Source organism: Necropsobacter massiliensis, assembly GCF_000827595.2.
GTDB lineage: Bacteria > Pseudomonadota > Gammaproteobacteria > Enterobacterales > Pasteurellaceae > Necropsobacter > Necropsobacter massiliensis.
In genome coordinates this window covers 85802-112151 of record NZ_LN776184.1, presented here as the reverse complement: position 1 = coordinate 112151, position 26350 = coordinate 85802, and the positions used below count along the sequence as shown (strand labels likewise).

21 protein-coding genes and 1 CRISPR repeat array are annotated in these 26350 nt (G+C 47.1%); of the genes, 5 read left to right on the top strand and 16 right to left on the bottom strand.

The window, feature by feature from the left end:
- The first annotated feature begins 83 nt into the window (after nt 1–83).
- A complete protein-coding gene (gene cpdA / locus BN3349_RS06850; RefSeq protein WP_040976605.1) occupies nt 84–917 on the top strand; it encodes a 3',5'-cyclic-AMP phosphodiesterase in 834 nt (277 codons plus the stop codon).
- Nucleotides 918–1218: 301 nt separating this feature from the next.
- A CRISPR array of direct repeats spans nt 1219–5632; the repeat unit is 32 nt; unit sequence GTTTCAACACACGGCTACGCGTAGGTAGCCGG.
- A 188-nt stretch (nt 5633–5820) separates the two neighbouring features.
- Here the strand turns inward: cpdA and cas2 are convergent.
- The 10 genes from cas2 to BN3349_RS06800 form a co-directional block, all read right to left on the bottom strand.
- On the bottom strand, nt 5821–6114 hold the full coding sequence (gene cas2, locus BN3349_RS06845; protein ID WP_040976604.1) for a CRISPR-associated endonuclease Cas2: 294 nt from the start codon (nt 6112–6114) through the stop codon (nt 5821–5823).
- 4 nt (nt 6115–6118) lie between these two features.
- Complete coding sequence (gene cas1c / locus BN3349_RS06840; RefSeq protein WP_040976603.1) at nt 6119–7132, bottom strand: type I-C CRISPR-associated endonuclease Cas1c; 1014 nt, start codon at nt 7130–7132, stop codon at nt 6119–6121.
- Between the two features lie 167 nt (nt 7133–7299).
- Entirely contained in the window at nt 7300–8454 is a 1155-nt protein-coding gene (locus BN3349_RS06835) for an HNH endonuclease (RefSeq protein ID WP_040976602.1), read from the bottom strand.
- 11 nt (nt 8455–8465) lie between these two features.
- Nucleotides 8466–9119 carry a CRISPR-associated protein Cas4 gene (gene cas4, locus BN3349_RS06830; RefSeq protein ID WP_040976601.1) on the bottom strand — a complete coding sequence of 218 codons (654 nt, stop codon included), beginning with the start codon at nt 9117–9119 and terminating at the stop codon, nt 8466–8468.
- A 2-nt stretch (nt 9120–9121) separates the two neighbouring features.
- On the bottom strand, nt 9122–9973 hold the full coding sequence (gene cas7c, locus BN3349_RS06825; RefSeq protein ID WP_040976600.1) for a type I-C CRISPR-associated protein Cas7/Csd2: 852 nt from the start codon (nt 9971–9973) through the stop codon (nt 9122–9124).
- A gap of 12 nt (nt 9974–9985) precedes the next feature.
- The gene (gene cas8c / locus BN3349_RS06820) at nt 9986–11782 is read right to left on the bottom strand and encodes a type I-C CRISPR-associated protein Cas8c/Csd1 (RefSeq protein ID WP_040976599.1); all 1797 of its coding nucleotides are present in this window, start codon (nt 11780–11782) and stop codon (nt 9986–9988) included.
- Nucleotides 11779–12423, bottom strand: a complete 645-nt coding sequence (gene cas5c / locus BN3349_RS06815) for a type I-C CRISPR-associated protein Cas5c (protein WP_040976598.1) — start codon at nt 12421–12423, stop codon at nt 11779–11781. Before cas5c ends, cas8c begins: the two co-directional genes overlap by 4 nt.
- Nucleotides 12424–12656: 233 nt before the next feature.
- Nucleotides 12657–15161 (bottom strand): CRISPR-associated helicase/endonuclease Cas3, encoded by a 2505-nt coding sequence (locus BN3349_RS06810; RefSeq protein WP_040976597.1) that lies wholly within the window; start codon nt 15159–15161, stop codon nt 12657–12659.
- Complete coding sequence (locus tag BN3349_RS06805; protein ID WP_048736564.1) at nt 15149–15358, bottom strand: HD domain-containing protein; 210 nt, start codon at nt 15356–15358, stop codon at nt 15149–15151. Before BN3349_RS06805 ends, BN3349_RS06810 begins: the two co-directional genes overlap by 13 nt.
- A gap of 134 nt (nt 15359–15492) precedes the next feature.
- Nucleotides 15493–16665, bottom strand: coding sequence for an FAD-dependent monooxygenase (locus BN3349_RS06800; protein ID WP_040976649.1), 1173 nt, complete (start codon nt 16663–16665; stop codon nt 15493–15495).
- A 209-nt stretch (nt 16666–16874) separates the two neighbouring features.
- Here BN3349_RS06800 and miaB point away from each other — a divergent pair, with 209 nt between their 5' ends.
- On the top strand, nt 16875–18296 hold the full coding sequence (miaB, locus tag BN3349_RS06795) for a tRNA (N6-isopentenyl adenosine(37)-C2)-methylthiotransferase MiaB (RefSeq protein WP_032109699.1): 1422 nt from the start codon (nt 16875–16877) through the stop codon (nt 18294–18296).
- Nucleotides 18297–18371: 75 nt separating this feature from the next.
- Here the strand turns inward: miaB and rnb are convergent, their stop codons facing one another.
- From rnb to BN3349_RS06765, 6 genes are all read right to left on the bottom strand, one after another.
- Nucleotides 18372–20351 carry an exoribonuclease II gene (gene rnb / locus BN3349_RS06790; protein WP_040976596.1) on the bottom strand — a complete coding sequence of 660 codons (1980 nt, stop codon included), beginning with the start codon at nt 20349–20351 and terminating at the stop codon, nt 18372–18374.
- A gap of 71 nt (nt 20352–20422) precedes the next feature.
- Nucleotides 20423–21211, bottom strand: a complete 789-nt coding sequence (locus tag BN3349_RS06785) for an SDR family oxidoreductase (protein WP_040976595.1) — start codon at nt 21209–21211, stop codon at nt 20423–20425.
- A 93-nt stretch (nt 21212–21304) separates the two neighbouring features.
- Nucleotides 21305–21583 carry a hypothetical protein gene (locus tag BN3349_RS06780; protein ID WP_040976594.1) on the bottom strand — a complete coding sequence of 93 codons (279 nt, stop codon included), beginning with the start codon at nt 21581–21583 and terminating at the stop codon, nt 21305–21307.
- Entirely contained in the window at nt 21583–21975 is a 393-nt protein-coding gene (locus tag BN3349_RS06775; protein ID WP_040976593.1) for a phage holin family protein, read from the bottom strand. Before BN3349_RS06775 ends, BN3349_RS06780 begins: the two co-directional genes overlap by 1 nt.
- A 71-nt stretch (nt 21976–22046) precedes the next feature.
- Nucleotides 22047–22358 carry an ElaB/YgaM/YqjD family protein gene (locus BN3349_RS06770; RefSeq protein ID WP_040976592.1) on the bottom strand — a complete coding sequence of 104 codons (312 nt, stop codon included), beginning with the start codon at nt 22356–22358 and terminating at the stop codon, nt 22047–22049.
- Between the two features lie 95 nt (nt 22359–22453).
- Nucleotides 22454–23209, bottom strand: coding sequence for a Nif3-like dinuclear metal center hexameric protein (locus tag BN3349_RS06765; protein ID WP_040976591.1), 756 nt, complete (start codon nt 23207–23209; stop codon nt 22454–22456).
- A 163-nt stretch (nt 23210–23372) separates the two neighbouring features.
- Here BN3349_RS06765 and hypB point away from each other — a divergent pair, with 163 nt between their 5' ends.
- Genes hypB through hypE form a run of 3 tightly spaced genes read left to right on the top strand, consistent with a single transcriptional unit; the run spans nt 23373 to nt 26311 of the window.
- A complete protein-coding gene (gene hypB, locus BN3349_RS06760; RefSeq protein ID WP_040976590.1) occupies nt 23373–24173 on the top strand; it encodes a hydrogenase nickel incorporation protein HypB in 801 nt (266 codons plus the stop codon).
- Nucleotides 24174–24182: 9 nt separating this feature from the next.
- Nucleotides 24183–25295 carry a hydrogenase formation protein HypD gene (gene hypD, locus BN3349_RS06755; RefSeq protein ID WP_040976589.1) on the top strand — a complete coding sequence of 371 codons (1113 nt, stop codon included), beginning with the start codon at nt 24183–24185 and terminating at the stop codon, nt 25293–25295.
- 2 nt (nt 25296–25297) lie between these two features.
- On the top strand, nt 25298–26311 hold the full coding sequence (hypE, locus tag BN3349_RS06750; RefSeq protein ID WP_040976588.1) for a hydrogenase expression/formation protein HypE: 1014 nt from the start codon (nt 25298–25300) through the stop codon (nt 26309–26311).
- Nucleotides 26312–26350: the final 39 nt, after the last annotated feature.

The following is a 26350-nucleotide window of genomic DNA, read 5'->3' as shown; positions in this document are numbered from 1 at the left end:
CTGATGCAAATTTTTTTCAAATCCGTAAGTTATAACTCAGTTTGGAACATAAAATATAAGGATATTAAGGGAGGACGGATCACTTGGTAAACACTTATACATATCAAACCTCGGAGAAGGTTATACGGTTAATCCAAATTACTGATCCCCATTTGTTTAAAGATGAAAAAAACGGCGAATTGCTCGGAATCAACACCCAGGCGAGCTTTAATCAAGTATTAACCGAGATTTGCCAAAGCGATTTTAATTATGATCTTGTACTGGCCACCGGCGATTTGGTGCAAGACAGCAGTGACGAAGGTTATCTGCGCTTTTGCGAAAGCATCAAAAAGTTGCAGAAAATGGTGTTTTGGATTCCGGGCAACCATGATTTTCAGCCAAAAATGTTTGATATTTTAGAGCAGAGACACGGTAATATCAGCCCGATAAAACATGTTTTACTCGGTGAGCATTGGCAGATTTTAATGCTTGACAGCCAAGTATTTGGTGTCCCACACGGTCAGTTGGGACAATATCAGATAGATTGGTTGCAAGCAAAATTGAAAGATCATCCGGAACGTTATTCCCTGATTGTGTTGCATCATCATATTCTGTCTACTCATTCAGCTTGGCTGGATCAACACAACCTGCGTAATTCGCTGGATCTGGCTTATACATTGTCACCGTTTCGTAACGTGAAAGGTATTTTATACGGGCATATTCATCAGGAAGTGGACGGCGAATGGTATGGTTATCGCGTGCTGGCAACACCTTCCACCTGTGTCCAGTTCAAGCCGGACAGCAACAGTTTTGCACTGGACACATTACAACCCGGCTGGCGTGAAATCGAATTGTATGACGACGGACGCATTGAATCGCGGGTAAAACGCATTCAACACGCCGTTTTCCTGCCGAATATGCTAGGCGACGGTTATTAACAAAGTGCGGTGGAATTAATCAGCTTTTAAGGCAAAACGATGAGATTAAAGACTGTGTTGATCTGACCTCAAAAAGTTAGACTCACTTAATTCAAGGACTGAGTTCTGCATTGCAAGGGCTTAGTCCTTTTAATTTTAACGCTACTTATTCTTCATTTCATTCAATATTTTCAAATCAATGCGGTAACAAGAGCCTGCGTTTAATCACCGGAAAAATCTTCCATCGTACTGATATTTGTTTCAACATAAGCCAAGCGCAAGTAGCTGGCTCAAACAAAATTTCCGTCATATAAGTATGTTTGTTTCAACACACGGCTACGCGTAGGTAGCCGGTCGGTTTACGTTAGATGAAATCGACAGAGACCTCGTTTCAACACACGGCTACGCGTAGGTAGCCGGTAATGGGCAATGGAGTAATTATCAATTAGGCACGGTTTCAACACACGGCTACGCGTAGGTAGCCGGTGCAAATTATCCGACAATTGATGATTTTATTAATGTTTCAACACACGGCTACGCGTAGGTAGCCGGATTAAAATTATGAAAATCATAGATCGCAGAAATAGTTTCAACACACGGCTACGCGTAGGTAGCCGGATCGCAAAACGATGCAAAAATTTTTAGATGGGAAAGTTTCAACACACGGCTACGCGTAGGTAGCCGGTTAAAATTATGAAAATCATAGATCGCAGAAATAGTTTCAACACACGGCTACGCGTAGGTAGCCGGTCGCCTCCCAGCGTACCATTTTTTTGGCATTGCCGTTTCAACACACGGCTACGCGTAGGTAGCCGGCTACACGAGATGGGATTCAATTCAGACTGGATTGAGTTTCAACACACGGCTACGCGTAGGTAGCCGGCATTTTTTGAGGCGTTATCGGACAGCTTGGTTGATGTTTCAACACACGGCTACGCGTAGGTAGCCGGATGATTTTGGATATACGCAAGGATAAAAAAGGAAGTTTCAACACACGGCTACGCGTAGGTAGCCGGCTTCATATAATTTTAAAGTTTGGTTCATTGGATTAGTTTCAACACACGGCTACGCGTAGGTAGCCGGCGATAATTGCGCCATCGACGGTACTTACAGCAACAGTTTCAACACACGGCTACGCGTAGGTAGCCGGCTCATTTGTGCAACTTGTCAATAACAACGTCAGGTTTCAACACACGGCTACGCGTAGGTAGCCGGAGCTATCTATAATAATTTTATTGATACCTATGCGGTTTCAACACACGGCTACGCGTAGGTAGCCGGCAATGATTTGGCCAGAGAAAGTGAGCATAAATTGGTTTCAACACACGGCTACGCGTAGGTAGCCGGAGATAATTTCTCAGATACCTCTTCATGCTTACGAGTTTCAACACACGGCTACGCGTAGGTAGCCGGATATGTCACCATTCCGGCGGGATATAACAGCGCTAGTTTCAACACACGGCTACGCGTAGGTAGCCGGAATAATTCAAGATGGCGTGACCTCTATCATCGAGGTTTCAACACACGGCTACGCGTAGGTAGCCGGGCAGTGCATAGCAATGGCGGTTTCGTTAAGCAATGGTTTCAACACACGGCTACGCGTAGGTAGCCGGCGTCAATTCCGCGCCCAGCGTTTTTATCTTTGCCGTTTCAACACACGGCTACGCGTAGGTAGCCGGAATCTCCTAATAATTTCAAAGCGTTTTCAGTAGTGTTTCAACACACGGCTACGCGTAGGTAGCCGGGCAACCATTAGCACGAACATTCATCGGTTTGGGTGTTTCAACACACGGCTACGCGTAGGTAGCCGGGAACGCCCTTAATCAGACGTTAAATAAAATTGCAGTTTCAACACACGGCTACGCGTAGGTAGCCGGTTAGGAATAAGCGGCGCTAAATATCCCTCTTTAATTGTTTCAACACACGGCTACGCGTAGGTAGCCGGTTTATGAATGGTACATTATACTTTGTAAGTTACTGTTTCAACACACGGCTACGCGTAGGTAGCCGGATGAATTTTGTGATAATCAAATAAATAGTTCTCCAGTTTCAACACACGGCTACGCGTAGGTAGCCGGTAATGTACAAGCGCATCTGCAAGATTTTGGTATTGTTTCAACACACGGCTACGCGTAGGTAGCCGGTACGCTTTGGAGGTTATCCCCAATGTTTGGATGGGTTTCAACACACGGCTACGCGTAGGTAGCCGGAATTGCTACACAACGCTTTGAGATTTGGCTTAACGTTTCAACACACGGCTACGCGTAGGTAGCCGGCACAAGTCCAGCCGTAAATACCTACATTGTAAAGTGTTTCAACACACGGCTACGCGTAGGTAGCCGGAAGTATAAAGTATAATGGATTTTTGGATAAAAATGTTTCAACACACGGCTACGCGTAGGTAGCCGGCAAAGCAGATGAAACAAAAGCTACCCGTGAATTAGTTTCAACACACGGCTACGCGTAGGTAGCCGGCAAGTCCTCTTTTTTTTTAAAATCCTAAAGCATGGTTTCAACACACGGCTACGCGTAGGTAGCCGGTATTGTAAACGCGCGCATTGGTACTACATATCAGTGTTTCAACACACGGCTACGCGTAGGTAGCCGGGCATTATTCTCGCATTATTTTCCGCTATACTTTAGTTTCAACACACGGCTACGCGTAGGTAGCCGGTTCCTGAATTTAGCCCGTGGACGCTTTCGACAAAGAGTTTCAACACACGGCTACGCGTAGGTAGCCGGATTCAACATCACTACATTCAACGTTAGTGTAATTGTTTCAACACACGGCTACGCGTAGGTAGCCGGTTTTTTAATCCTCTTTTTAAAAGCCTAAAGCATGGTTTCAACACACGGCTACGCGTAGGTAGCCGGCCAATCCCCCGATATGCAACGAGGCAGCCAATTAGTTTCAACACACGGCTACGCGTAGGTAGCCGGACGATCTGGCTTATGGGAATTTGACAAAAGAATTGTTTCAACACACGGCTACGCGTAGGTAGCCGGGCATGGGTTGCGCCAGGCAATGCTAAAGATTGGGTGTTTCAACACACGGCTACGCGTAGGTAGCCGGGCCAAATACATATATCGGAGGTAATCATCAACAGTGGTTTCAACACACGGCTACGCGTAGGTAGCCGGGCAACCATTAGCACGAACATTCATCGGTTTGGGTGTTTCAACACACGGCTACGCGTAGGTAGCCGGGAACGCCCTTAATCAGACGTTAAATAAAATTGCAGTTTCAACACACGGCTACGCGTAGGTAGCCGGAGATGATAACGATGAAGACAGTTTCAATTTTAAGTTTCAACACACGGCTACGCGTAGGTAGCCGGTGAATTAAAAGACGTAGCACTTGAAACAGAGTTAGTTTCAACACACGGCTACGCGTAGGTAGCCGGCTAGACTGAAACGTTTATTTGACAGAGGGCATAAAGTTTCAACACACGGCTACGCGTAGGTAGCCGGTTCAACAAAACGCTGAAAAATTAAAAACAATATGGTTTCAACACACGGCTACGCGTAGGTAGCCGGGCCAATAGTCAAGGTTTTGAATACCCTGTCCAATGGTTTCAACACACGGCTACGCGTAGGTAGCCGGCCAGAATGTTTTGATATTAAAGAAAAAATATTATTTGTTTCAACACACGGCTACGCGTAGGTAGCCGGATATTAATTAACGCATGATCTGCTTCGGATTGTGATGTTTCAACACACGGCTACGCGTAGGTAGCCGGATATTCCGTTAGTCGGATTAAAAGGCGGTACGCTGTTTCAACACACGGCTACGCGTAGGTAGCCGGTTAAACAATTTCATCAAATTCATAGCTAAACGTTAGTTTCAACACACGGCTACGCGTAGGTAGCCGGCTAACCCAATGAACCAAACTTTAAAATTATATGAAGTTTCAACACACGGCTACGCGTAGGTAGCCGGGGCAACGTGGCTAGATCTTTTAGAAAAGCATTTAGTTTCAACACACGGCTACGCGTAGGTAGCCGGGATTTTCGATCAGAAGTCAAACTAAGTATAAATTGTTTCAACACACGGCTACGCGTAGGTAGCCGGCTAGATTTAAAATTTGATAAGTTAAAACCTTTGGTTTCAACACACGGCTACGCGTAGGTAGCCGGTTATTACACGTTCGCCAATTTGAGCATCTGATAATGTTTCAACACACGGCTACGCGTAGGTAGCCGGCGCTTATAATCAATATACTAAAGAGGGCACTGTTGTTTCAACACACGGCTACGCGTAGGTAGCCGGGGAAAGAGTGGGTTGTCCTAGATAATGATAAAGAGTTTCAACACACGGCTACGCGTAGGTAGCCGGTTCGCTGCACTTATCTATATTCAGAATATTAAACGGTTTCAACACACGGCTACGCGTAGGTAGCCGGTCTGTAAATACCCCGGATCTTCAACTTGTGCAAATTGTTTCAACACACGGCTACGCGTAGGTAGCCGGATATGCGCCTAAAGCGATAGGAGACGTGTTTTTAGTTTCAACACACGGCTACGCGTAGGTAGCCGGAAACGGCAGAAAGCATTGCGCGAGGATTATGTAGGGTTTCAACACACGGCTACGCGTAGGTAGCCGGTTCAAAAAATTAGATCCTAGCCCCTATTAAATTTTGTTTCAACACACGGCTACGCGTAGGTAGCCGGCGCCGCGCCGCGGCAATCTTAAAAAGTGCGGTGGTTTCAACACACGGCTACGCGTAGGTAGCCGGAGCCTTGTTGGCAAAAGGCGAGGGTTCTGGCTTGAAATGCAAGAATTCGCTGATATTCAACAAAAAGGCAGGTTGCAAGTATAACATAGTTGTATTTATGTTATATCAATAAGTTAAGTACCTGATTTGTTAAAGAAACATAAAATTCGCTAACCTAGAAGGATTTTATGTGAACCAGCGGTTAGCGATCAGAGAATTAATATATCCTTAAAAATATCCAGCGCAGGTTTAGCGCCGTGATGTTCCACCTTATTTCGCCATTTACTACCTAAATGATAGAAGCGGAGGCTATCTGATTCGGGATTATAGGTTTCTAATAACTTCCGTTTTAGTTTTACCCATTGCTCAGGCGTCACATCACATTCGAATACTGAGTATTGTGCCCTAACCCCGTAGTCTAAGCAATGTTTGGCGATACGACGTAATCGGACCTGTCCTTCGGGATCTTCAAATGATATATCATAAGTAATTAACATAAGCATGGTTTTATCTCATTAAAAACGGTGGATATTCTGCCAGATCGCCACGAAGATGCCGTGCTAATAACATTGCCTGGATATAGGGGAGTAGTCCGATTTCAACTTCTTCCTGTAAAAAAGGATGAATAATTTTTTCTTGTTTTTTCAGTTGTAACGTTTGAAATATCAGCTTACGTAATTCAGGCTTCATATTGACTGCGCCACTCGCCTCGGTAATAAAGTCCTGTGGTTTGGCTTGACCGCGATTGACTAAACTCAGCACCATACGATCAACCCACCAAGCTCGAAATTCTTCAAGAATATCCTGCGCTAAACTATCTCTTCCCGGACGATCTGCGTGCAGAAATCCTACCTGCGGGTCCAGCCCCACGCCTTGTAGCGCGCCGCTGATGTCCTTGCCTAGGATACTATACAGAAATGATAACAGCGCATTAATACCATCGCGTGGCGGACGACGGTGACGACCATCAAACGTAAATTCGTTTTTCTCGGTGAATAAATTTGCAAATACGCCAAAATAGCGCGATGCAGCCTCACCTTCAATGCCTCGAATAAAGTCTAGATTTTCAGCTCTTTTTAATTGTTGCAAGCTGATATTTAAGGCTGAAATCGCTGATTGCACGGCTTGATGCTCCCCGTGATTTCGCAGTCGTCGCTGTAATACGCGTTTTGACGCCTGAATTTTTGCCGCGATGATGTTGCGCGCAATCGGCACTGGATTTTGCTCCGACGCCCGATACTGCACCCGACGCAGCAGCACATTGCCGCTTTGCCGCCCCTGAAGCCGCCCCAAGAAACGCCCATTTTCGGTAAAAAACGCCAGATTCACATTATTTTCACCGCAAAATCCGAGTAAAAACGGCGACACCAGCACATTGCCGAAACAGAAAATATGTCCGATGGAATGCACCGGCAACTGCGCCACCTTCTTACGATCCTGCTCCACCACCAGCGTTTCCCGCTCTTTATGCAGATAACTGCCTTGGGTGGTGATATACAGCGTGTTTTGCAGTTTGCGCATGGGAAAACTCCTTGGGGTTTGACCGCAGTTTTAGGATTGGCATGGTTGGGCTGCCTGAAAATCGGTAGGTCGGATTCTCGAATCCGACATTTTCAAAATTACAGAAATGATTTTAAACTATATAAATATCAAAATGTTGTTGGATAAAAATATACGACCTACTCAGACTATAAATTCTTAAAATAATCCTCATTATTGTGGAGCATACTTTCAATCTCAGATAAGTCATCATTAATATAATCTCCACTTTTATGCGCTATAAATTCATACAGTCCCAACTCAATAAAACGTTGTAAAGGTTTATAAATAACAATACATAACCCGCCTTGATCAAATATTTCTGCCTCTTGACTATCTAACTCTTCAATTTCTCCACATTGAATAGAATAATTAAGTTCTGTACCAATATTTAAATTCATAATCAATAGATTGTTACTCTTTAAAATAGATATAGTCGTGCCATACGGAACACCTAATAACCTTTTTAAATCTTTACCTTCATGAAGTGCCCTTGAACCAGGGATTTTAGGAATGTTATCTCCTGTTCTATACCACAATCCCTTATAAAGCTCTTCCATGTATTCACTAGAAAATTTGCTCTTATTGAATAAACAATGCAAAATTCCAAGTGCTAATTTCGCAATAAATCGATTTTCAGCAAATACGTTTTTATGGTATTTGCAATGCTGTTCTTTTCCACCTCTTACACTTTCTAAAAAGAATCCTATTCTTTCTTGATCTATGTCATCAGGATTTGAAAAGCCTATTCTAGGTAAAATATTTTCTTCGTCTAGACGAGTACACATAATTTTCTTGACAGGCTTGCCCTCAAAAGCATCTTTAAATGACAGTAATGCCAACTCAAAATTTTTTAAAGAACGTTCAGCAAAAATAAAATATGCTCTTGTTTTCTGCTTTTTAACTGTACGCGGATTTCCTCCAGCATACCAATATAACTTTTCATCATCCGGTCTAATCCAAAAGATTTGCTCCCCTAGTGGCCCTAACCAACACTCACATATTTCTCCATCTACCATATGCGGTGGATTTATTGCACTATGCCCCATGTAATGCAAAGGAAGAGATGTTGGTGCTTTCGGATTAAAAAATGCATGCGCCTGACTCTTTAGATAATTGAATACCAACCAATCTTTTTCAAATGCAGCATCAACAAAAAGTCCTAGATTGTTATTACATTTTTTACACACATTTCTTGTTTTAAATTTATCTGATACAAAATTTCCACCAAGAAACTGTGGGACAACATGCTCCAAGCTGAATTCATCAATTTGTTTCTCTTCCCTACAATATATGCAATTCATGTTTATATCCTTTAATCATTGGTAAACAACCCCTCCACATACCCCACACTCCTATCCCGTTTTCCCAGCAGTTCCGGCTGGCAGATTTCCACCAGCGAGCAGGCTTTGCAGTGTTTGCTGTAGTCGGGCGGCGGGGTTAGGCCGCTGTTTAAGAGTTCACGGACGGCGGCGATGGTGGCGAGGGCTTTGGTGCGCAGGTCGTCTGAAAACACGACGGGGATGCGGTGGCGAGTTTGCATATACCACAGTGCGCCCTCGCTGATGATTTTCCCGGTCATTTCTTCCAGGCACAAGCCTTGAGCGCAAAGCTGGATTTCGTCCATCGGATCGGGTTTGGGCTTGCCGCGTTTGTATTCCACCGGTTTCAAGCGACCTGTTTTCGTCTCAACCTCCACCAAATCCAGCACGCCGCTGATACCCAGTTTTTCCGCCGCAACGTGCACCGTCCGCTCAAAACGCACGCCCTTGCGCGTTTCCGGCTCGCCAGAATCCACCCGCTCGTGCAGTGCACTTCCTTGCGCGGTCAAATAATTCTCCGCCCACGCCTGCTCGTTGTGAATTAATGCACACTGGCGCGGGCAGAAGGCGTAGTGTTGCAGGGCGGAAAGGGGAATCAGGCGGATGTCCTGATTTTCCCCTTGGTTTTCTGCTAAAAGTGCAGTCATTTTCAGCCTAGTCTGCGTAAGAGTTTGGTTTCGCCAAGGTTTTGTTCATCTACGCTGACAATGTAATCGTCAAAGTTTCTGGCAACTTCCACGCCGTCTTTTTTGGCTACCTGAATGCATTTGAACAGGCTGTCGGCAGGCGCGTCGCCCAGGCTACTACTGTGTTCAAATACATAAAGTCCGCGTGCGTTCATTTGTCCGCGTGCAGCAGAATGATCGTGATCGAACATATTGATTAAAGCCTGCCAAAACAGCTCTAAATCCTCTTCGGAAAAGCCGGTTTGTTTGGCAAAGTGGGCGGAAATAAAGCCGTGGCAGCGGTATAAGCCGTAAGGGACGGTGAATTTGCGTCCCATGGTGCGGTTGTCGCCGGTTTCGCTGGCGTCTTTTTCATTGGTAACCGCCATGCGGGTAATGCTGTGCTCCAAGGTCATAATCGGGTCAATGGAGCGGGAAAAAGTCAGTTGTACCGGCCCGCGAACTTGCCCTGCATTTTTTCCGGTGGTCATGACTGCACCAAATGTGCGGATGTCGTAATAACGGCTGCACATATATTGACGGGCGGCTTCGGTTTTTTCGCCTTTTTCTTTGTTTTTTACGTTTTCCTGTTCGTGCGCTTCATCAATCAGGTTATTCAAAATGCCTTTTTCACGGATAAAAATATCGTGATGTTCGTCATTTTGGGTCATCTGAACAAAGTTGCGCACTTTACGTTTTAAGCAGACATCGGTTACCAATCCCTCGCCGGTTTGCGGGTCGATACGCGGTAGGTTTCCTGCGTCGGGATCGCCGTTGGGATTGCCGTCTTGCACGTCAAATAAAAAGACAAAGTCGTAGCGTTTTTCGATAGTCATGATGTTTGCTCCTTATGCGGTTTTTGCTTCGTTAAACAGGTTTTTCAATGCGTCTTTGGTGAATAGGAATTGGGTTTCGTGGTAATAGCCGATGGCGAACAAGCCTTGCTGCTCTAAATTCAGATGGTTTGGAAACTTTTGGCAATGTTCCAAAATCTGGCGGATTTCCCATTGCAATTGAACGGCGCGCCCTTCAAATTCGAGTTTATTTAAATGGTGTGGCAGCAGGCGCATCAACGTGCCGAACACGGCAATCGGCGTACTGCTTGCCGAGCCGAAATAGCGGTCGGCAATGGTGGCGTTCAAGCCGGGATTGGCTTCGGCCTGTGTTTTTTCCAGCACGGCAAACAGCCGCCCCAGCACATAACCGATGTCTTGACGGTTTCTATCCAAACTCATAGTCAGCTCCTTCATATTTTTCAGACGACCTGCGCGGATTGCGCGGTTGATATAGGCTTTGAGCAGGCTTGCCCTGCCATAGGTGATTTTCTGTTCCGCTTTATTGCGCCGCAAAGCAGCCTGCAAAAGGCTGACGGGCAAAACGCGGTTGTTGAGCGCGGCATCAGTTACTTGAGCGATTAAGTCGGAGGGCAGGTTTTCCATTTTGCCGTCCAGCACCAAATTGCCCAGCAGACGCGGCAACGGCATATATTCGGGATAAGGCGAATTTTCGCCGCGCACTATTTTTAAATCGTCATACCATGCCGCGATGTTTTCGGATAAAGCGGCAACGGTGGTTTCGTGCCAAAAGCGGACGACGATACGTGCGGAATTGGGCGATAAACCTAAAAGGTAGAATTTGTCTTTGCCGTCGGGCTCTGTGTATTTGCCGTTGTACAGGCTTTTATAGAGCGTTTTGACGGCATCGATATGGTCATCGGGATTGTCTTTGCCGCCACCGTTTAGCAATCTTGAAACACAGCTTTCCAGCGGGGTCGGCTTTTCGCTCCAGCATACGGTAGTTACATCGCCGATACGGAAACGGTTGTCGCCGGCAAGCAGGGTGTTTAAGGCGGTGGTGTATTCGAACATGGCTTGTTCGCCCACGGGAAAGATAAAGCCTTGTTCTTTGTCGTAAGATTCAAAAGCCGACAAATTTACCGATGTAAACGGGGCAGGCTTGGCATTCACGCCTTTGACGGCGTTATGCAATCGCGCAATCGGTGCAGGTTTGCCCGTTACCAGACAAATGCCTTTGGGGACATTATCAGATTGCGCCTGATTGGTTTGGCTCACATATGTCCGAACCACCTTTGACTGACAAACCAAATCCACCGCCTCTTCCACCAAACGAAAGCTGAGATTGCAGCCTTTAACCTTGGCACATTCTGCCCAGTTTTCAGACTGCATAACTTTGCCTTTTTCTTCGGCAGAAGCCAAAAAAGCGGCAACGGCGGCAATACCTGCATCATCAGGCAATGCCTGTTTTAGCTCGTTCACTTTGGCGGTAAAACTGGCGTGCTGATTATTGGCTAAAAGGCGATTTTTTTCCTTTTCAACTTCGATCTCTTCTGGAGTTTTTTTAGCAATACCTTCTACTTCCTTCGGAAAGGCTAGTACATAACCATAGTGATCCCATAAAATATTGCTTGCTTTATAAGCACTTTTACCAGTCGTATGCTGGTCTTTGGGGATAAGAAATTTCTGTCCTATTTTCTTCTTGCCTTTTTGCTCGCGAGTATCTTCAAGCCGGATAAACTTACCGTCCCTGTCTATGACGATAATGAACGGGATTTCTTTATTTTCAAACCCTTCAGGGGCGACACCGTCTTTACGCTGATAGTATTTGGTTAATGCATGCAGAATCATCGTTTCACCTCATCACTGTCAGCAGGTGGCACGATAATTACGCCGTTTACAGCTTTACACTCATAAAACATTGGCTCGGCATTGTTGGAATCGCGTGGAGCGGATTTGCTGAAATCCATGTCGTACAGCATAAAGCCAAAATTTTGAGTAATGTCTTCACGTGGCAAGCCGTCTTCGGCTTTTTCCAGCAATCTAAAATGGCAAGGAAACTCGCGGCAACCCAAATAAGGTTGGTGAAAATACTGTCCCTTTTTGGCACGTCGTTTAAACATTTCGGCAAACTTGACGTAGTTGTCGCCCTCGCCTGCTTCGTGTGTCATTTCAAAATCGGCGTAAATGCGGTAGGCAACGTCTTTGAGCAACATGGATGCGCGCTGCTGACGGTTGTCTTCAATATAAAGAGAACCGCTGCGTTCGCTCATTTTGCTGCCGACTTCATTGCGACGGATATTAACCCATTGAATTGGCTTTAAAATCTCTACTCTCAGCACCCTCCACCGAATGGCAGGTTTCCATAAAATTGCCATCAGGATGTTTCTAGCTGCAGAGGGGGTAATCACGGGATAGCTTACCCTTTCCACCTTGAATTCAGGTCTTGTAAAGCATGCAAAATCACCGCTGATTTCTAGGATAAAACTCATTTTGCCTCCTTTATTATTCTATGAAGCTATATTATAAATTACATCGACGGATATGTCAAGTACAATTCGCTTATTTTCCTAATAAGTTGTAAAATATGCTTACGCTAAACTATTCTCATACAATTCGTTATGAAGTTAGTTAGTGCTCGCTCGCTTTTTGGCGGCTGTGTGTTGAAACTATGATGCTATGTTAAAAATGGCAAAATGCCCCTAACGAACGATAGGGGCATTTTTCATAAAACCGAACTTTCTGGCTGCCAAACTGTATCATCAAAATCCGCACCAAGCACGTCTTGATAATAGCCTTTATCCAGTACCAGCAATCCTGCTCTGGGAAAAATGGCATTTGCAGACAGTTTTTTCAGTTCGTGTTCATACACGGTAATCGTGTATCGTTGCAGTTTGCGGTACACCCATTTGTATTTGAGCGGATCGTTTTCCAGCAGCCCGAACCAGTTTTCAAAAGGCTCAGGTAAAGGCGGTTTATCAGTTTGCCCGAATTGGTTGTCGGGCGACTGCGGGTAACGATATTTGCCTAAAACTTTCTGCCACTCCGAAACTTCTACCCCGTCCAAATGCTGTCTGAAAAAGTCATCCAGCTCGTTTGCTTTGACGATTTGCGACGTTTTATTTTCATTGTTCTGATGAACAAGTGGAATAAACGGCACAACCAGTGCAATCCCTTGATTGTCAATCAAGCGGAAGCGCTCGGCGGCAGTACGGAATTTGATTGCCAACGGATTGTCATCGGACGTTTCCGCCGTTAAAAGTTTTGTTATTCCATGCTTGTCCAAATCGCCTTTGCTGTTAAAACGGGAGAAATATTTGGCAAATGCTAATGGGGAGAGCGGATCGTCAAGCAGCCCGATTTTCAACATCTCTTCGGTAATGCCCTGGCTCTGTTTCAGGCTGCCATTGGGCGCACCTTCTTCCGGGCAGAATACGACCACTTCACCCAGTTGCGGCAATTTGCCTTCGCGGTTACACCGTCCCGCCGCTTGGGCAATGCTGTCCAACCCCGCCATTGCCCGATAAACACAAGGAAAATCTAAATCCACGCCCGCCTCAATCAGTTGTGTACTGACCAGCCACAAAGGCTTTTTCAGGCGACCTTCACGATACAGCTGTAAATATCGGCGAACCAGCGCAATTACCTCGCTGCGATGCGTGGCACACATATTGGCGGACAGGTGCAGTTTGATGCCGTGTGAAGGCAGGGCGGCAAAGAGTTTACGGGCGTGTTTGCGGGTATTGACCACTGCCAAAACGCAGGGACGTTCGCCGATTTTATCAGCGATTTCCTGCCAGCTTTGCGTCTTGCCGTTTGGCGGCGGCATTTTGATATGGACGCGACGCAGTCGTTCCGATAAGGCGACTTTGTCCGCAACAATCTCACACACATCCGGCAAACCTTCCAAAACGGTACGCCCGAACGAATCAATATATTTGCCAAGTTCAGGCTGGGTCGCCGAACAAAGCACAAAGGTAACGCCATAATCGCGTGCTAGCACCCGCATCATGTCGGTAATCGGTTTTTGAAAATCACGCGGCAGCTGCTGAACTTCGTCTAAAATAATCACGCTGTCGGCAATATTGTGTATCTTGCGGCAGCGGCTGGTTCTCGACGCAAACAGGCTTTCAAACAGTTGTACATTGGTGGTAACAATCAACGGCGCATCCCAGTTTTCCGTGGCAAGGCGGGTTTTGGTGGTTTCCTTGTTGTCCTTTACTTCCAAATTGCTGTGATGCTCCAACACCACATCATCGCCCAACACCCTGCGAAAAACATCGGCATTTTGTTCAATAATGCTGGTAAAGGGAATGGCGTAGATAATGCGCTTTTTGCCGAATTTTAGTGCGTGCTTCAAAGCAAACCCTAAGCTTGCCAAAGTTTTGCCGCCGCCGGTCGGCACGGTCAAAGAAAATAAAGTGCGGTCGGTTTCTGCAGCAGAAAAGCATTGCTGTAAAATGCTATGGCGTTCTTGATTTAAAGTCGAATTTTTATCTGCCTTTTGGCTAAGCTTTGCCATATATTGTTCGTAGCGCAGGTGTAATGTATTCAAGTCGGGAAATCGTGGGCGTAATCCAGCCGCCTGCGCGGCATCCGCATCGGTGTAGCCGTTCATAAAAGCTTCAGTGTCCAAAAAATCGGCGTCCACCAAACAGGAAAAAAGAAAACGCATCCAAATATGTAGTTCGTCCAAATTTGCCCCGTTTTCCCAAAAAGCAAAAAAACTCTGCTCCAAGTTATCATCCGATAAAGAGAAAAAATCTTCGGGCAATCCGCTTTCTACCAACCCTGACAAAGACTTTGCCAATTCGTAATCCGCCTGTTGCAAACGGTGTTTCAAACTGCCCTTGTCATACCAATCCGCTAAACCCGCATGATGCCCTGCAATCAGATAAGCCAGCAAATGCCCGAAAAACGGATCGAGACGGCGGACAGCATATTTTGCTCCTGCGGTGGAATGGGGAATTTTGCGCGGTTTAGAAGATTCGACATCTTCAAGGTGTGCATTTTCCCGTTCAAAGCCCGAAACCCGACGTATATATTCTTGAAAAGCCGCCTGAAATTTCCCCAAGTCGTGCAAAATTCCCGCATATTCGGCAAATAGCGCCCCGTAACGCCCCGCAAAACGCTTGGCAAGTTTGGCGACTTTTTGCAGGTGGTTTTGCAAAGGATGGGAATGCCAGTTTTGGGATGAGCCTTGGCGGGCATGGGCGATCATGTCGGACATTTATTTCTCCACGATAAAATTAGAACATGGGAATATTTCCCAAAATCATGCATAAGCCCGAGGAGTTCGCCGGCTGGCGCTAAATTGAGTTTTTTCGCCAAAACTTGTGCAATGGCAGCGGTTTCTGTCAGGTGGGTTTCTACGGATTGAATGGCGCCGTCTGTGCGACGAAGGTGGGCGATATATCTTGCAGCCAAAACGTATCTCCTTGTGGTAGTCAAATTGTCCGTCACATCAACATCATATAGCTACAGAAATTGCTCAGACAGCATAGCAAATTTAGGAATATATTCAATGGGTTTTTTTATAGTGTAAAAAAACGATTTTTGAATCATAGCCCTAGTGCGTATTTCAACGCCTGTTTTTTTAACGGCGTGGCTTTATCGGCGATGACAAGCGCCAAATTACGAGCGATTTTCAGCGGCAGCAGGTCTTCTTTAAAGGCTTTGTAGAATAGATCCATGCCTGATTGCATGAATAAATTATCTGCTTTGCGTTGGTGCTGATAACGCAACAGCACGTCATCCGCCGCAAAATGTTGGTTTTTTTGCACCGCACTTTCGATCACATTCAGCAGCGCTTTTACATCTTTAAAGCCCAGATTGACACCTTGTCCCGCCAGCGGGTTGATGGTATGCGCCGCATCGCCGACTAGCACCACGCCTTGTTTTACATAATCTTGCGCGTGGCGGCGGGTCAGGGCAAAATCGGCGGCATGCAGCACTTGAATGTCGCCCAAACGCGACGGAAACGACTGATGAATTTCATCGCTCAGCTTTTCTTTTGACAGCTGACGCAGTAAGCGGATTTTGTGCGGGCTGTCATACCAAACCAAACAAGCCCGTTGCCCGCACAATGGCAGAAATGCGCGCGGGCCGGAAGGATAAAACTGCTGCCAAGTCATGTCCTGCTGCGGTGATGCCGTCTCCACCAGAATCAGCATACAATGCTGGCGATATTGCCAGCCACTCAGACCGATGCCGGCAATTTGGCGGATTTGTGAATTTGCACCGTCGGCGGCAATAAGCAGTGGCGCGCTGTAACTGTCGCCGTTATCTAAAAAAATCTGCCAATTTTCACCGCACTTTTTCGCGTCGGTAATTGCGCTGCCGATTGTGCTTTGGATATTTTCAAAGGTGCGCAGTGCCTGCCATAATCCGAGCTGAATCAGATTATTTTCTACCATATAGCCGAGCTCCGGCAGGTTTAGCTCGTCGCTGTGAAAATAGGCTGAAAAGCCGTCGATTTCCCACGTTTCCAAGGCACGATATGGGCACACCCGCATTGCTTCAATGTGCTGCCAGGCATTGAGTTGTTTCAGTAATTCGACCGAAGCCGCGCTAATGGCGGAAATGCGGATGTCATAAGGCGTGTCGGGGTTAAATGCGGGCAGCGGCGCACGTTCAATCAGCTGAATTTGCAGCCCAAGTTTGCCCAGTCCAGCCGCACAGGCAGCGCCGATCATGCCGCCACCGATGACGATAATGTCTTTTTGCTTTGTCATAATTTGCCTCGCTCCTTGCTGTGGACCGGATTGTCCGCATTTTTCCAGCACTAAAAGTGCGGTTGTTTTTTTCGGAGATTTTGTTGCCATTGATTTTATCCTTAATGCACGAAATAGAAAAGAAAATCCGATTTTAACTAGCCACCATTGCTGCAAGCCTGTAAAATAGCCAATCAATTTTTTATCGGATGATGACGTTGAATTAAAAGATGCAGAAATTACATATTAAAACTTGGGGCTGTCAGATGAACGAATATGACAGCTCGAAAATGGCAGATTTGCTGAATAGTACGCACGGGCTGGAATTAACCGAAATGCCGGAAGAGGCGGATGTATTGTTGTTAAATACCTGTTCGATTCGCGAAAAAGCGCAGGAAAAAGTGTTTCACCAATTGGGGCGCTGGAAAGAATTGAAGCAAAAAAATCCAGGGCTGGTCATTGGGGTGGGCGGTTGCGTGGCATCGCAGGAAGGCGAGCATATTCGTCATCGTGCTCCTTATGTGGATATTATTTTCGGACCGCAGACTTTGCACCGTTTGCCGGAAATGATCAATCAGATCCGCGGCGGTAAAAGTGCGGTGGTGGATGTCAGTTTTCCGGAGATCGAGAAATTTGATCGCCTGCCGGAACCGAAAGCGGAAGGTCCGACGGCGTTCGTATCCATTATGGAAGGTTGTAATAAATATTGTACTTACTGCGTGGTGCCGTATACCCGCGGTGAAGAGGTCAGCCGCCCGTTGGACGACGTGCTGTTTGAAATCGCGCAACTTGCCGAGCAGGGCGTGCGTGAGGTAAATCTGTTGGGGCAGAATGTCAATGCCTACCGCGGACCGACGCATGACGGCGGCATTTGTAGCTTTGCCGAGCTGTTGCGGTTGGTGGCGGCCATTGACGGTATTGATCGACTGCGTTTTACCACCAGCCATCCGATTGAATTTACGGATGATATTATTGACGTTTACGCCGATACGCCGGAGCTGGTCAGCTTTTTGCATTTGCCGGTGCAAAGCGGTTCCGATCGTGTGTTGAATATGATGAAGCGTGGTCATACGGCGCTTGAATATAAATCCATTATTCGCAAGTTAAGAAAAGTGCGGCCGCACATTCAGATCAGCTCGGATTTTATCGTCGGTTTTCCGGGCGAAACAGAGCAGGATTTTGAAGATACGATGAACCTGATTGCGCAAGTCAATTTTGATATGAGTTTCAGTTTTATTTATTCCGCCCGTCCGGGCACACCAGCGTCGGATTTTCCCGATGATGTGACGGAAGAAGAGAAGAAACAACGTTTATATTTATTGCAACAGCGCATCAATAATCAGGCGGCGCAGTACAGCCGTGCAATGCTGGGAACGGAACAACGAGTGCTGGTGGAAGGGCCGTCGAAAAAAGATTTGATGGAATTAACTGGTCGTACGGAAAACAACCGTATCGTCAATTTTGCCGGCAGCCCAGATATGATCGGTAAATTTGTCGATATTAAAATTACCGATGTATTTACCAATTCGTTACGCGGTGAAGTCGTGCGTACCGAAGAGCAAATGGGGCTACGCGTACAGCAGTCGCCGCAGGCGGTAATCAATCGCACCCGTAAGGAAGACGAACTGGGCGTGGGACGCTATAGCGCTTAAGTTTGTTATGCGGGCGGATATTGTTCCGCCCTTTGCGGTGAGATTTTTGATAAAAGGCGCGGCGGCGCCTTTTCTTTATGCCGCGATCTGCCCAATAATACTGCGGGTTTCTTCTTTGACTTCCGTGATACGAACATGGATCATATCACCGATTTTATAGCGTCTGTCACCCTTAATATATAATGCGATCTCATCGGCATTAAGTTGAATTTCTTCTTTGTTATCGTGCAGGGTTGAAACCGGAATAAACACCGATGCCCCGTTTTCCAATAATTGCACCCGCAACCCACCGCGCATGACATCCAGCACTTCTGCCGCATATTGCGGCTGCTGTGTTACCTTGTCGGCTAAATAACGGCAATACAGCCAGTCGGCGATATCCCGTTCGACCAGCCGATTTTGTCGGCGAGCTTCCTGTAAACGCTGTAACACGGTTTCCGACGGTTTTTCATAAGGCTGTCCGGTTAAACTCGCTTTAATCAACCGATGGTTAACCATATCGGAATATTTTCGGATCGGTGAAGTCCAAGTCGCGTAAGCGGGCAGTCCCAATCCGAAGTGCGGTGCTGATTGGGCTTTAAATTCGGCAAAAGTCAGGAAACGGCGCAGGCGCAGCTCTAGATAATCACCTTCAATCGGTTCAATATCATGGCGCATACGGCAATAACCTTGCAGCGTGGCAAGGTTTTCCACGGAATAACGCGCTGCCAGTTGGCTGTAGTTTTCCTCATTTGCCAGATTCGCCAGCAGAAAATGGTGCGCGGCGTCCAAATATTTTTTGTCAAACCCTGCATGGGTGTTAAAAATCCCGCAGTGCAATTTTTCATCCAGATACTGCGCGGCGCAGAGATTGGCAAGAATCATGGATTCTTCAACGATTTGATTAGCAATGCGGCGATATTCTGCCTTGATTTCCTCTACCTTACCGTTTTCCGCCAGTATGAAGGAATAATCGGGTTTTTCCTTAAATAACAAAGAATGCGTTTGGCGCCATTGGATGCGTGCCAACGTAAACCGGTGCAGGTGAGCAATTTGCTGTTCGGTCGCTGTATTTTCCGGTTGCCAGTCGTCTGATTTCCCTTCTAAATAATCGGATACCTTGTGATACGCCAGTTTTGCTTTGGATTGCACATAGGCGGACACAAAGTGCGGTTTGGCGCTGAGCTCACCTTGTAAATCCGTTTCAATAAAACAGACCAGTGCCGGGCGGGTTTGATTTTCCATTAAGGAACAGAGTTGGTCGGATAATTCGCGCGGCAGCATCGGAATATTAAAGCCCGGCAGATAGTTGGTAAAACAGCGTTGGCGAGCATCTTGTTCAATTTGCGAATCTATCCCGATATAGGCCGTCGGATCGGCAATTGCTACGACCAGTTTCCAACCAGTTTGTGTACCGTCGTGTTCGACCGGTTCGATATATAGCGCATCGTCCATATCCTGCGTATTTTCGCTGTCAATGGTAACAAAATGAAGTGCGGTCAGATCCTGGCGGTTTTGCTGGTCGAGCATGTCATAACGGGCGGCGCCCTGTACCGGATAACGGGATTGCTCATGGCGCGCCAGGGTGACCCACCAAGGGGCAAATTCATCATTGCCGCGACAAATGAATTCGCTGATCCGGGCGGAGAAAAAACGATCGTCGCGCAATGGGTGATTTTTTAACTCGGCAACCACCCAATCGCCTTCTTGCAGCGTTTCCTGCACCGCTTTGCTTTGACTGGCGCTGATGGGATGATTGATTTGCGGATGATCCGCCAATACCTGTAATTTCTTGTCTTTATTGAACCGCACTTTGGCGATAAAACGGTTTAACATTGGTTCGATTAATTCGTCCGGTTCCGCTTGCTCTTTGTCGCCGACGGTATCAATCACGGCTTTGATTCTATCACCGTGCATGACTTTCTTCATCGCTGGCGGTGGCAGGAAATAACTCTTTTTGTCGCATTCAAGAAAACCGTATGCTTTATCTGATCCTTTGACGACGCCTTCGACATGCGGTTTGCTGGCGCGAATTTGTTGTTTTAATTGAGACAGCAGGGGATTATTTTGAAACATAAATATAGTCAATCTGATATTTGATAAAAAAGGGCAGACACATTGGTCTGCCCGCTGAATGAGGTAAAAAACTATTCCGCACCTAATTCGCTCATTGCGGTAATACTGAAACCCGCATCGACGTGCAGGATTTCGCCGGTGACGCCGGAGGCCAAATCGGAACACAGAAACGCGGCAGAATTGCCCACATCTTCAATGGTAACGGTACGACGCAGCGGAGCGGTATGCTCAAAGGTCGCCAGCATTTTCTTAAAGTTTTTGATACCGGAAGCCGCTAGTGTGCGGATCGGACCGGCTGAAATGGCGTTAACGCGGATGCCGTCTTTGCCCAGATCCGCCGCCATTACGCGGGTGCTTGCTTCCAGCGAAGCTTTAGCCAAGCACATCACGTTATAATTCGGAATAGCGCGTTCCGCACCAAGATAAGTGAGGGTCAGCAGCGCGGCGTTCGGGTTGAGCATCGGACGTGCCGCCTGCGCCATAGCGACAAAACTGTACGCGCTGATATCATGAGCGATACGGAAGCCTTCTCGTGTTGCCGCATTAACATAGTCGCCATCAAGCTGATCGCCCGGTGCAAAGGCGATGGCATGGACAAAACCGTCGAATTTTTGCCAATGTGCGCTTAATTGTTTGAAGCAGTTTTCAATACTTTCGTCGGTGGCAACATCTAACGGTAGGACAATGTCGGAGTCAAATTCCCACGCGAAATCTTCTACGCGGGCTTTCAGTTTATCGTTTAAATAAGTGAACGCCAGTTCGGCGCCAGCACGTTTCATCGCCGCTGCAATACCGTAAGCGATAGAGCGGTTGCTGGCCAAACCGGTGATTAAAATACGTTTGCCTGTTAAGAAACCCATTGTGTTTTCCTTGCTGTGATAAAAATTGCGGCAATTATACCCGTTTCTGCTATACAGGGCAATTATGTCTGACCAGCAAGCGTCAAGGGGTAATTAGTGATCTGGTGAGCGGGGTTTGCCGAGTAGACCGACAAGCGCGACAGCCATACCGGAAAACAGTACATTACGAGGGGTTAACAGTCGGCGGCTTAATAAATTCAAGCATAATGAACGGATAACCGGCTGCAATAAAGAGGAACGAAGCGCATTGAAATGCTGTATCGGCTGATACACCTCTTGTTTGACCGAGGCGGTTTGCGAACGGAATTTTAGGCGTAAAATTTCCCCTTTCAGACGCAGCAGTTCTTTTTCTTCTTGTAATGTCATTTTCATCAAACCTCCCGCTCATTGTCCGAGGCACCGAGCGCATGTTTTAAGGCGCCGACGTCGCGTTGTATTTCGCTTAATGTTGAAAGCATAAAGCGCCGTTGTCGGCTGATTAATCGCAATACTAGCAAGATAAATCCGAGCACCAGTAGAAACGCTGCCGCACTAATGCTGAAAAAAACGGTGGTTTTGCTCTCCGGCGTCAGGTAATGTTCCAATCCGAACAGCAAGCTGATGAGCCCGGTCAGTAACGCAATAAATGCCAGCAACAGTACGCTGAATATGGCGAGCAACGAATTTTTAAGCTCAATCAGCTCAATACTCAGCATATGTAAACGAATTTGCGCCAATTCGACCGAGGTGATGAACGCCCGTTTAATTTTAGTGATAATCTGCATTTTTACACGTTAATATTCGGAACCGTAATTAAATGAAAAAAGGCTGTGTGAGACAGCCTTGTCCGAGATGATTATTTTTTGCTGATCAGAACACCGAGCAACAAGCCGATAACGCCAGCAACGCCAATGGCTTTATATGGATTTTCCTGTACCAGTTCATCGGTTTGTTGAATTGCCCGCTTGGTTCTTCTTACGGTTTCTTCTTGCAGAGAACCGAATTGACCTCTTGCCTCTTTAACCTGTGCGTTCAAGCGTTTTTTCAGCTTTTTCAACTCATCGGCACCGGCTTCGGTTTTTTCATTAAATAGTTCTTCGGCATTATTCAGAATCTCGTTCAATTCTTCTAATAATTCTGTACGTTTTTGTTCAAATGATTCGCTCATAATAGTTCTCCTCTAGTGTTAAAAATGAAATAGCTGTTAATTTTTATACATGGCTTTGGGTAGGATGTCAAGTTAAGCAGGATGCATATAAGTACCTAAGCCGGATTATCAATATCCTTAAATTCCACGTCTAAGTTGTATTCTTTCGCCAGCCATGCGCCTAAGGCCTGAATGCCGTAACGCTCGGTGGCATGATGCCCGGCGGCAAAGAAATTGATACCTTGTTCCCGCGCGCAATGTATGGTTTGCTCCGAGACTTCACCGCTGATAAAGGCGTCTAATCCTTGTGCGGCGGCCAGCTCAATATAGCCCTGACCGCCACCGCTGCAAATACCGACCGTGCGAATAAAGTGCGGTGCGTTTTCGCCACAAAATAGCGGTTTGCGTTGCAGCACCTGTTCAATGCGGGCGGCGAAGGCGTCCGCGCTTAACGGTTGAGACAGACTACCGTACATCGGAACGCTGAAGCTACCTGGTTCCAGCGGCTGTAGATTTTCGATGCCGAGTCGTCGCGCTAATTGGGCGTTATTGCCGAGGTCGGGGTGCACATCCAAGGGCAGATGATAGGCATACAGATTGATATTATGCGTCAGCAGCGTTTTGATGCGGCGCCCTTTCATGCCGCGGATGCAGGGATTTTCGTTTTTCCAGAAATAACCGTGATGCACGATAACAGCGTCGGCTTGCCGAGTGACGGCGTAATCAAGCAACGCTTGACAGGCAGTCACGCCGGTAATAACGGTTTTCACCTCAGCGCAACCTTCCACCTGCAATCCGTTCGGCGCATAGTCGGAGATCGCCTCGCTGTTAAGTTTCTGGTTGATAATGCGTTCTAATATTAAGTGATTCATACTCATCCGTTTATTGATATGGGTTAGAGAAAAATCATGGTAAAGGATTTGATGCAAAATAAGAAGAAATATCTTTGAAATCGAGAATATGTTATTCTAACGCCGATGAATTTTCACAAATTCCGGGTATTTACGGCACAAATCAACATTATCGAGGTGACTTATGTGTACAACCTGTGGCTGTGGGCATCCCGAACAAGTCAGAATCGGAGAATTACCGCATGCACATGATAATTCCGCCGCCAAAAGTGCGGTGAAATTACCGAACTTTTCTCATTCTTCCTTTCGTCCTGACCGCGGCGCGCAATCGGATGAAACCGAACAGCGACTGCTGAAAGTGGAGCAGGCCGTATTAGGTAAAAATAACCGACTGGCGGAAATCAACCGCAGTTTTTTTGCTAAACAACATATTCTGGCGCTCAATCTGGTTTCCAGCCCGGGCTCGGGCAAAACCACGTTGCTCACTGTCACCTTAAATGCGTTAAAAGATAAACGCGCTTGCTATGTCATTGAAGGTGATCAGCAGACCGAAAATGATGCGGAGCGTATCCGCGCCACTGGCGTGCCGGCCATTCAGGTTAATACGGGAAAAGGCTGCCATTTGGATGCGCAGATGATCGGCAATGCGCTCGCCAAATTACAGCCGCAAGAAAACAGTCTGTTATTTATTGAGAATGTGGGCAATTTGGTTTGCCCGTCGGAATTTGACTTGGGCGAAAAAGCGAAAGTTGTTATTTTGTCGGTGACGGAGGGTGAGGATAAACCGTTAAAATATCCGCATATGTTCGCTGCCGCGCAATTAATGATTTTAAATAAAACGGATTTATTGCCTTATCTGAATTTTGATGTGCAGAAATGTATTGCTTACGCCAAACGGGTCAATCCGACGCTTGAGGTGATTCAATTGTCTGCGGCAAGCGGCGAAGGTTTGTCGCAGTGGTTGGCTTGGTTGCAGCGGAAATAGGGGCGTGCAATGCAGTTTGTTGATGAATTCCGTGATCCGGCGCTGGCAAAAAGTCTGTTGGCGCGACTGCGGAAACTAATGGAAAAACTACCGCACTTTACGCGAGACAATCCGTTGTATCTGATGGAAGTGTGTGGTGGGCATACGCATACCATTTTTAAATTCGGGTTGGACAGGTTATTGCCGGACAGCATTGAGTTTATTCACGGACCGGGTTGTCCGGTGTGCGTCTTGCCGATGGGACGGATTGACGTTTGCATTGAGATCGCCCGGCGACCGGGCGTCATTTTCTGTACGTTCGGCGATGCCATGCGAGTGCGCGGACGGCAAGGCTCGCTGCTGGAAGCCAAAGCGCAGGGCGCGGATGTGCGTATTGTGTATTCGCCGCTGGATGCGTTGAATATTGCGCAGCATCATCCGGATAAGCAGGTTGTCTTTTTTTCCCTCGGTTTTGAAACCACCATGCCGAGTGCGGCAGTGACCCTGCAACAAGCAAAAAAACAGCAAACCGACAACTTTTTCGTGGTATGTCAAAATATTACCATTATTCCTACCTTACACAGTTTATTGGCGCGCAAGCAAGTCAATATTGACGGTTTTATCGCGCCCGGACATGTCAGTATGGTGATCGGCTCCCGACCTTATCAGGCGCTGTGCGCGGAATATCATAAGCCTTTTGTGATCACCGGCTTTGAACCGCTGGATATTCTGCAATCTATTGTAATGCTGGTAACCCAGTTTACCGAAAACCGCTGCGCAGTGGAAAATCAATATAAACGCATTGTGCAGCCGCAAGGCAATGTGTTGGCGCAACGGGCAATGGCGGACGTGTTCCGCCTGAAAACCAGCAGCGAATGGCGCGGTTTGGGCGAAATCGCCGAATCAGGCGTGGAACTGAGCGACGCTTATCGCCGGTTCGATGCCGAAATCCAGTTTGCCAGCAAGCCGCAGCAAGTGGAAGATGATCCCGATTCCTGCTGTGGCGATGTGCTGATCGGCAAATGTAAACCCGCCGATTGCCCGTTGTTTGCGCAAAAATGCAACCCCGATAATGCTTACGGCGCATTAATGGTGTCTTCCGAAGGTGCCTGCGCCGCTTATTATCAATACCGACGAGAATAAGCATGACTGATTTTATTACTATGGCGCACGGCAATGGCGGTGCGGCGATGCAAACCCTGATTCGGGACTATTTTGTCGCGGCATTCAATAATCCAATTCTTGCGCAGGGCGAGGATCAAGCGCGTCTTGCGCTGAGCGAGATGACCCGGTGCGGCGAAAAGCTGGCGTTTTCTACCGACAGCTTTGTCATCGAGCCGATTTTTTTCCCTGGCGGCGATATCGGCAAACTGGCAGTATGCGGTACCGCGAATGATGTGGCGGTGTGCGGGGCTGTGCCGAAATACCTGTCTTGTGGGTTTATTTTGGAGGAAGGTTTGCCGTTAGCCGATTTACAACGCCTGATTCAATCCATGGCGCAGACATGTCATGCGGCGAATATTCAGGTCGTCACCGGAGATACCAAAGTCGTGCAGAAAGGGGCGGTGGATAAAATCTTCATCAATACCGCTGGCATCGGGGTGATCCCGACCGGGTTGGATTGGGGCGCACACCGCATTCAGGCCGGCGATCAGGTGATTGTCAGCGGCACCTTGGGCGATCACGGCGCGACTATTCTGAATCTGCGCGAGAAACTCGGCATTCAAACGGCGCTGCAAAGCGATTGTGCCGTATTGACCCCGCTGATTGATGTATTGCGTCCGATTTCCGGCGTGAAAGCGGTGCGCGATGCTACCCGTGGCGGCGTCAATGCGGTGCTGCATGAGTTTGCGCAGGCGCAACGGCTGGGCGTGCAGATTGACGAAACCGCCTTGCCGATTCGGCAGGAAGTCCGCGGAATTTGCGAACTGCTCGGGTTGGATGCGCTAAATTTTGCCAATGAGGGCAAGCTGGTGATTATTGCCGAACAAGCGAAAACGATGGAAATTTTGACCGCACTTCGTCGTCATCCGTTGGGAAAAAATGCTGCGCTTATCGGCGAGATCACTGGTGATAACAAAGTGCGCGCCGTCGGGATTTTCGGACAAAGTCGGCTACTGGATTTACCCACCAACGAACCGCTACCGCGGATTTGTTAAGCGAAAAACCGCGGGAATTGATATTGGGAGGATAAATTT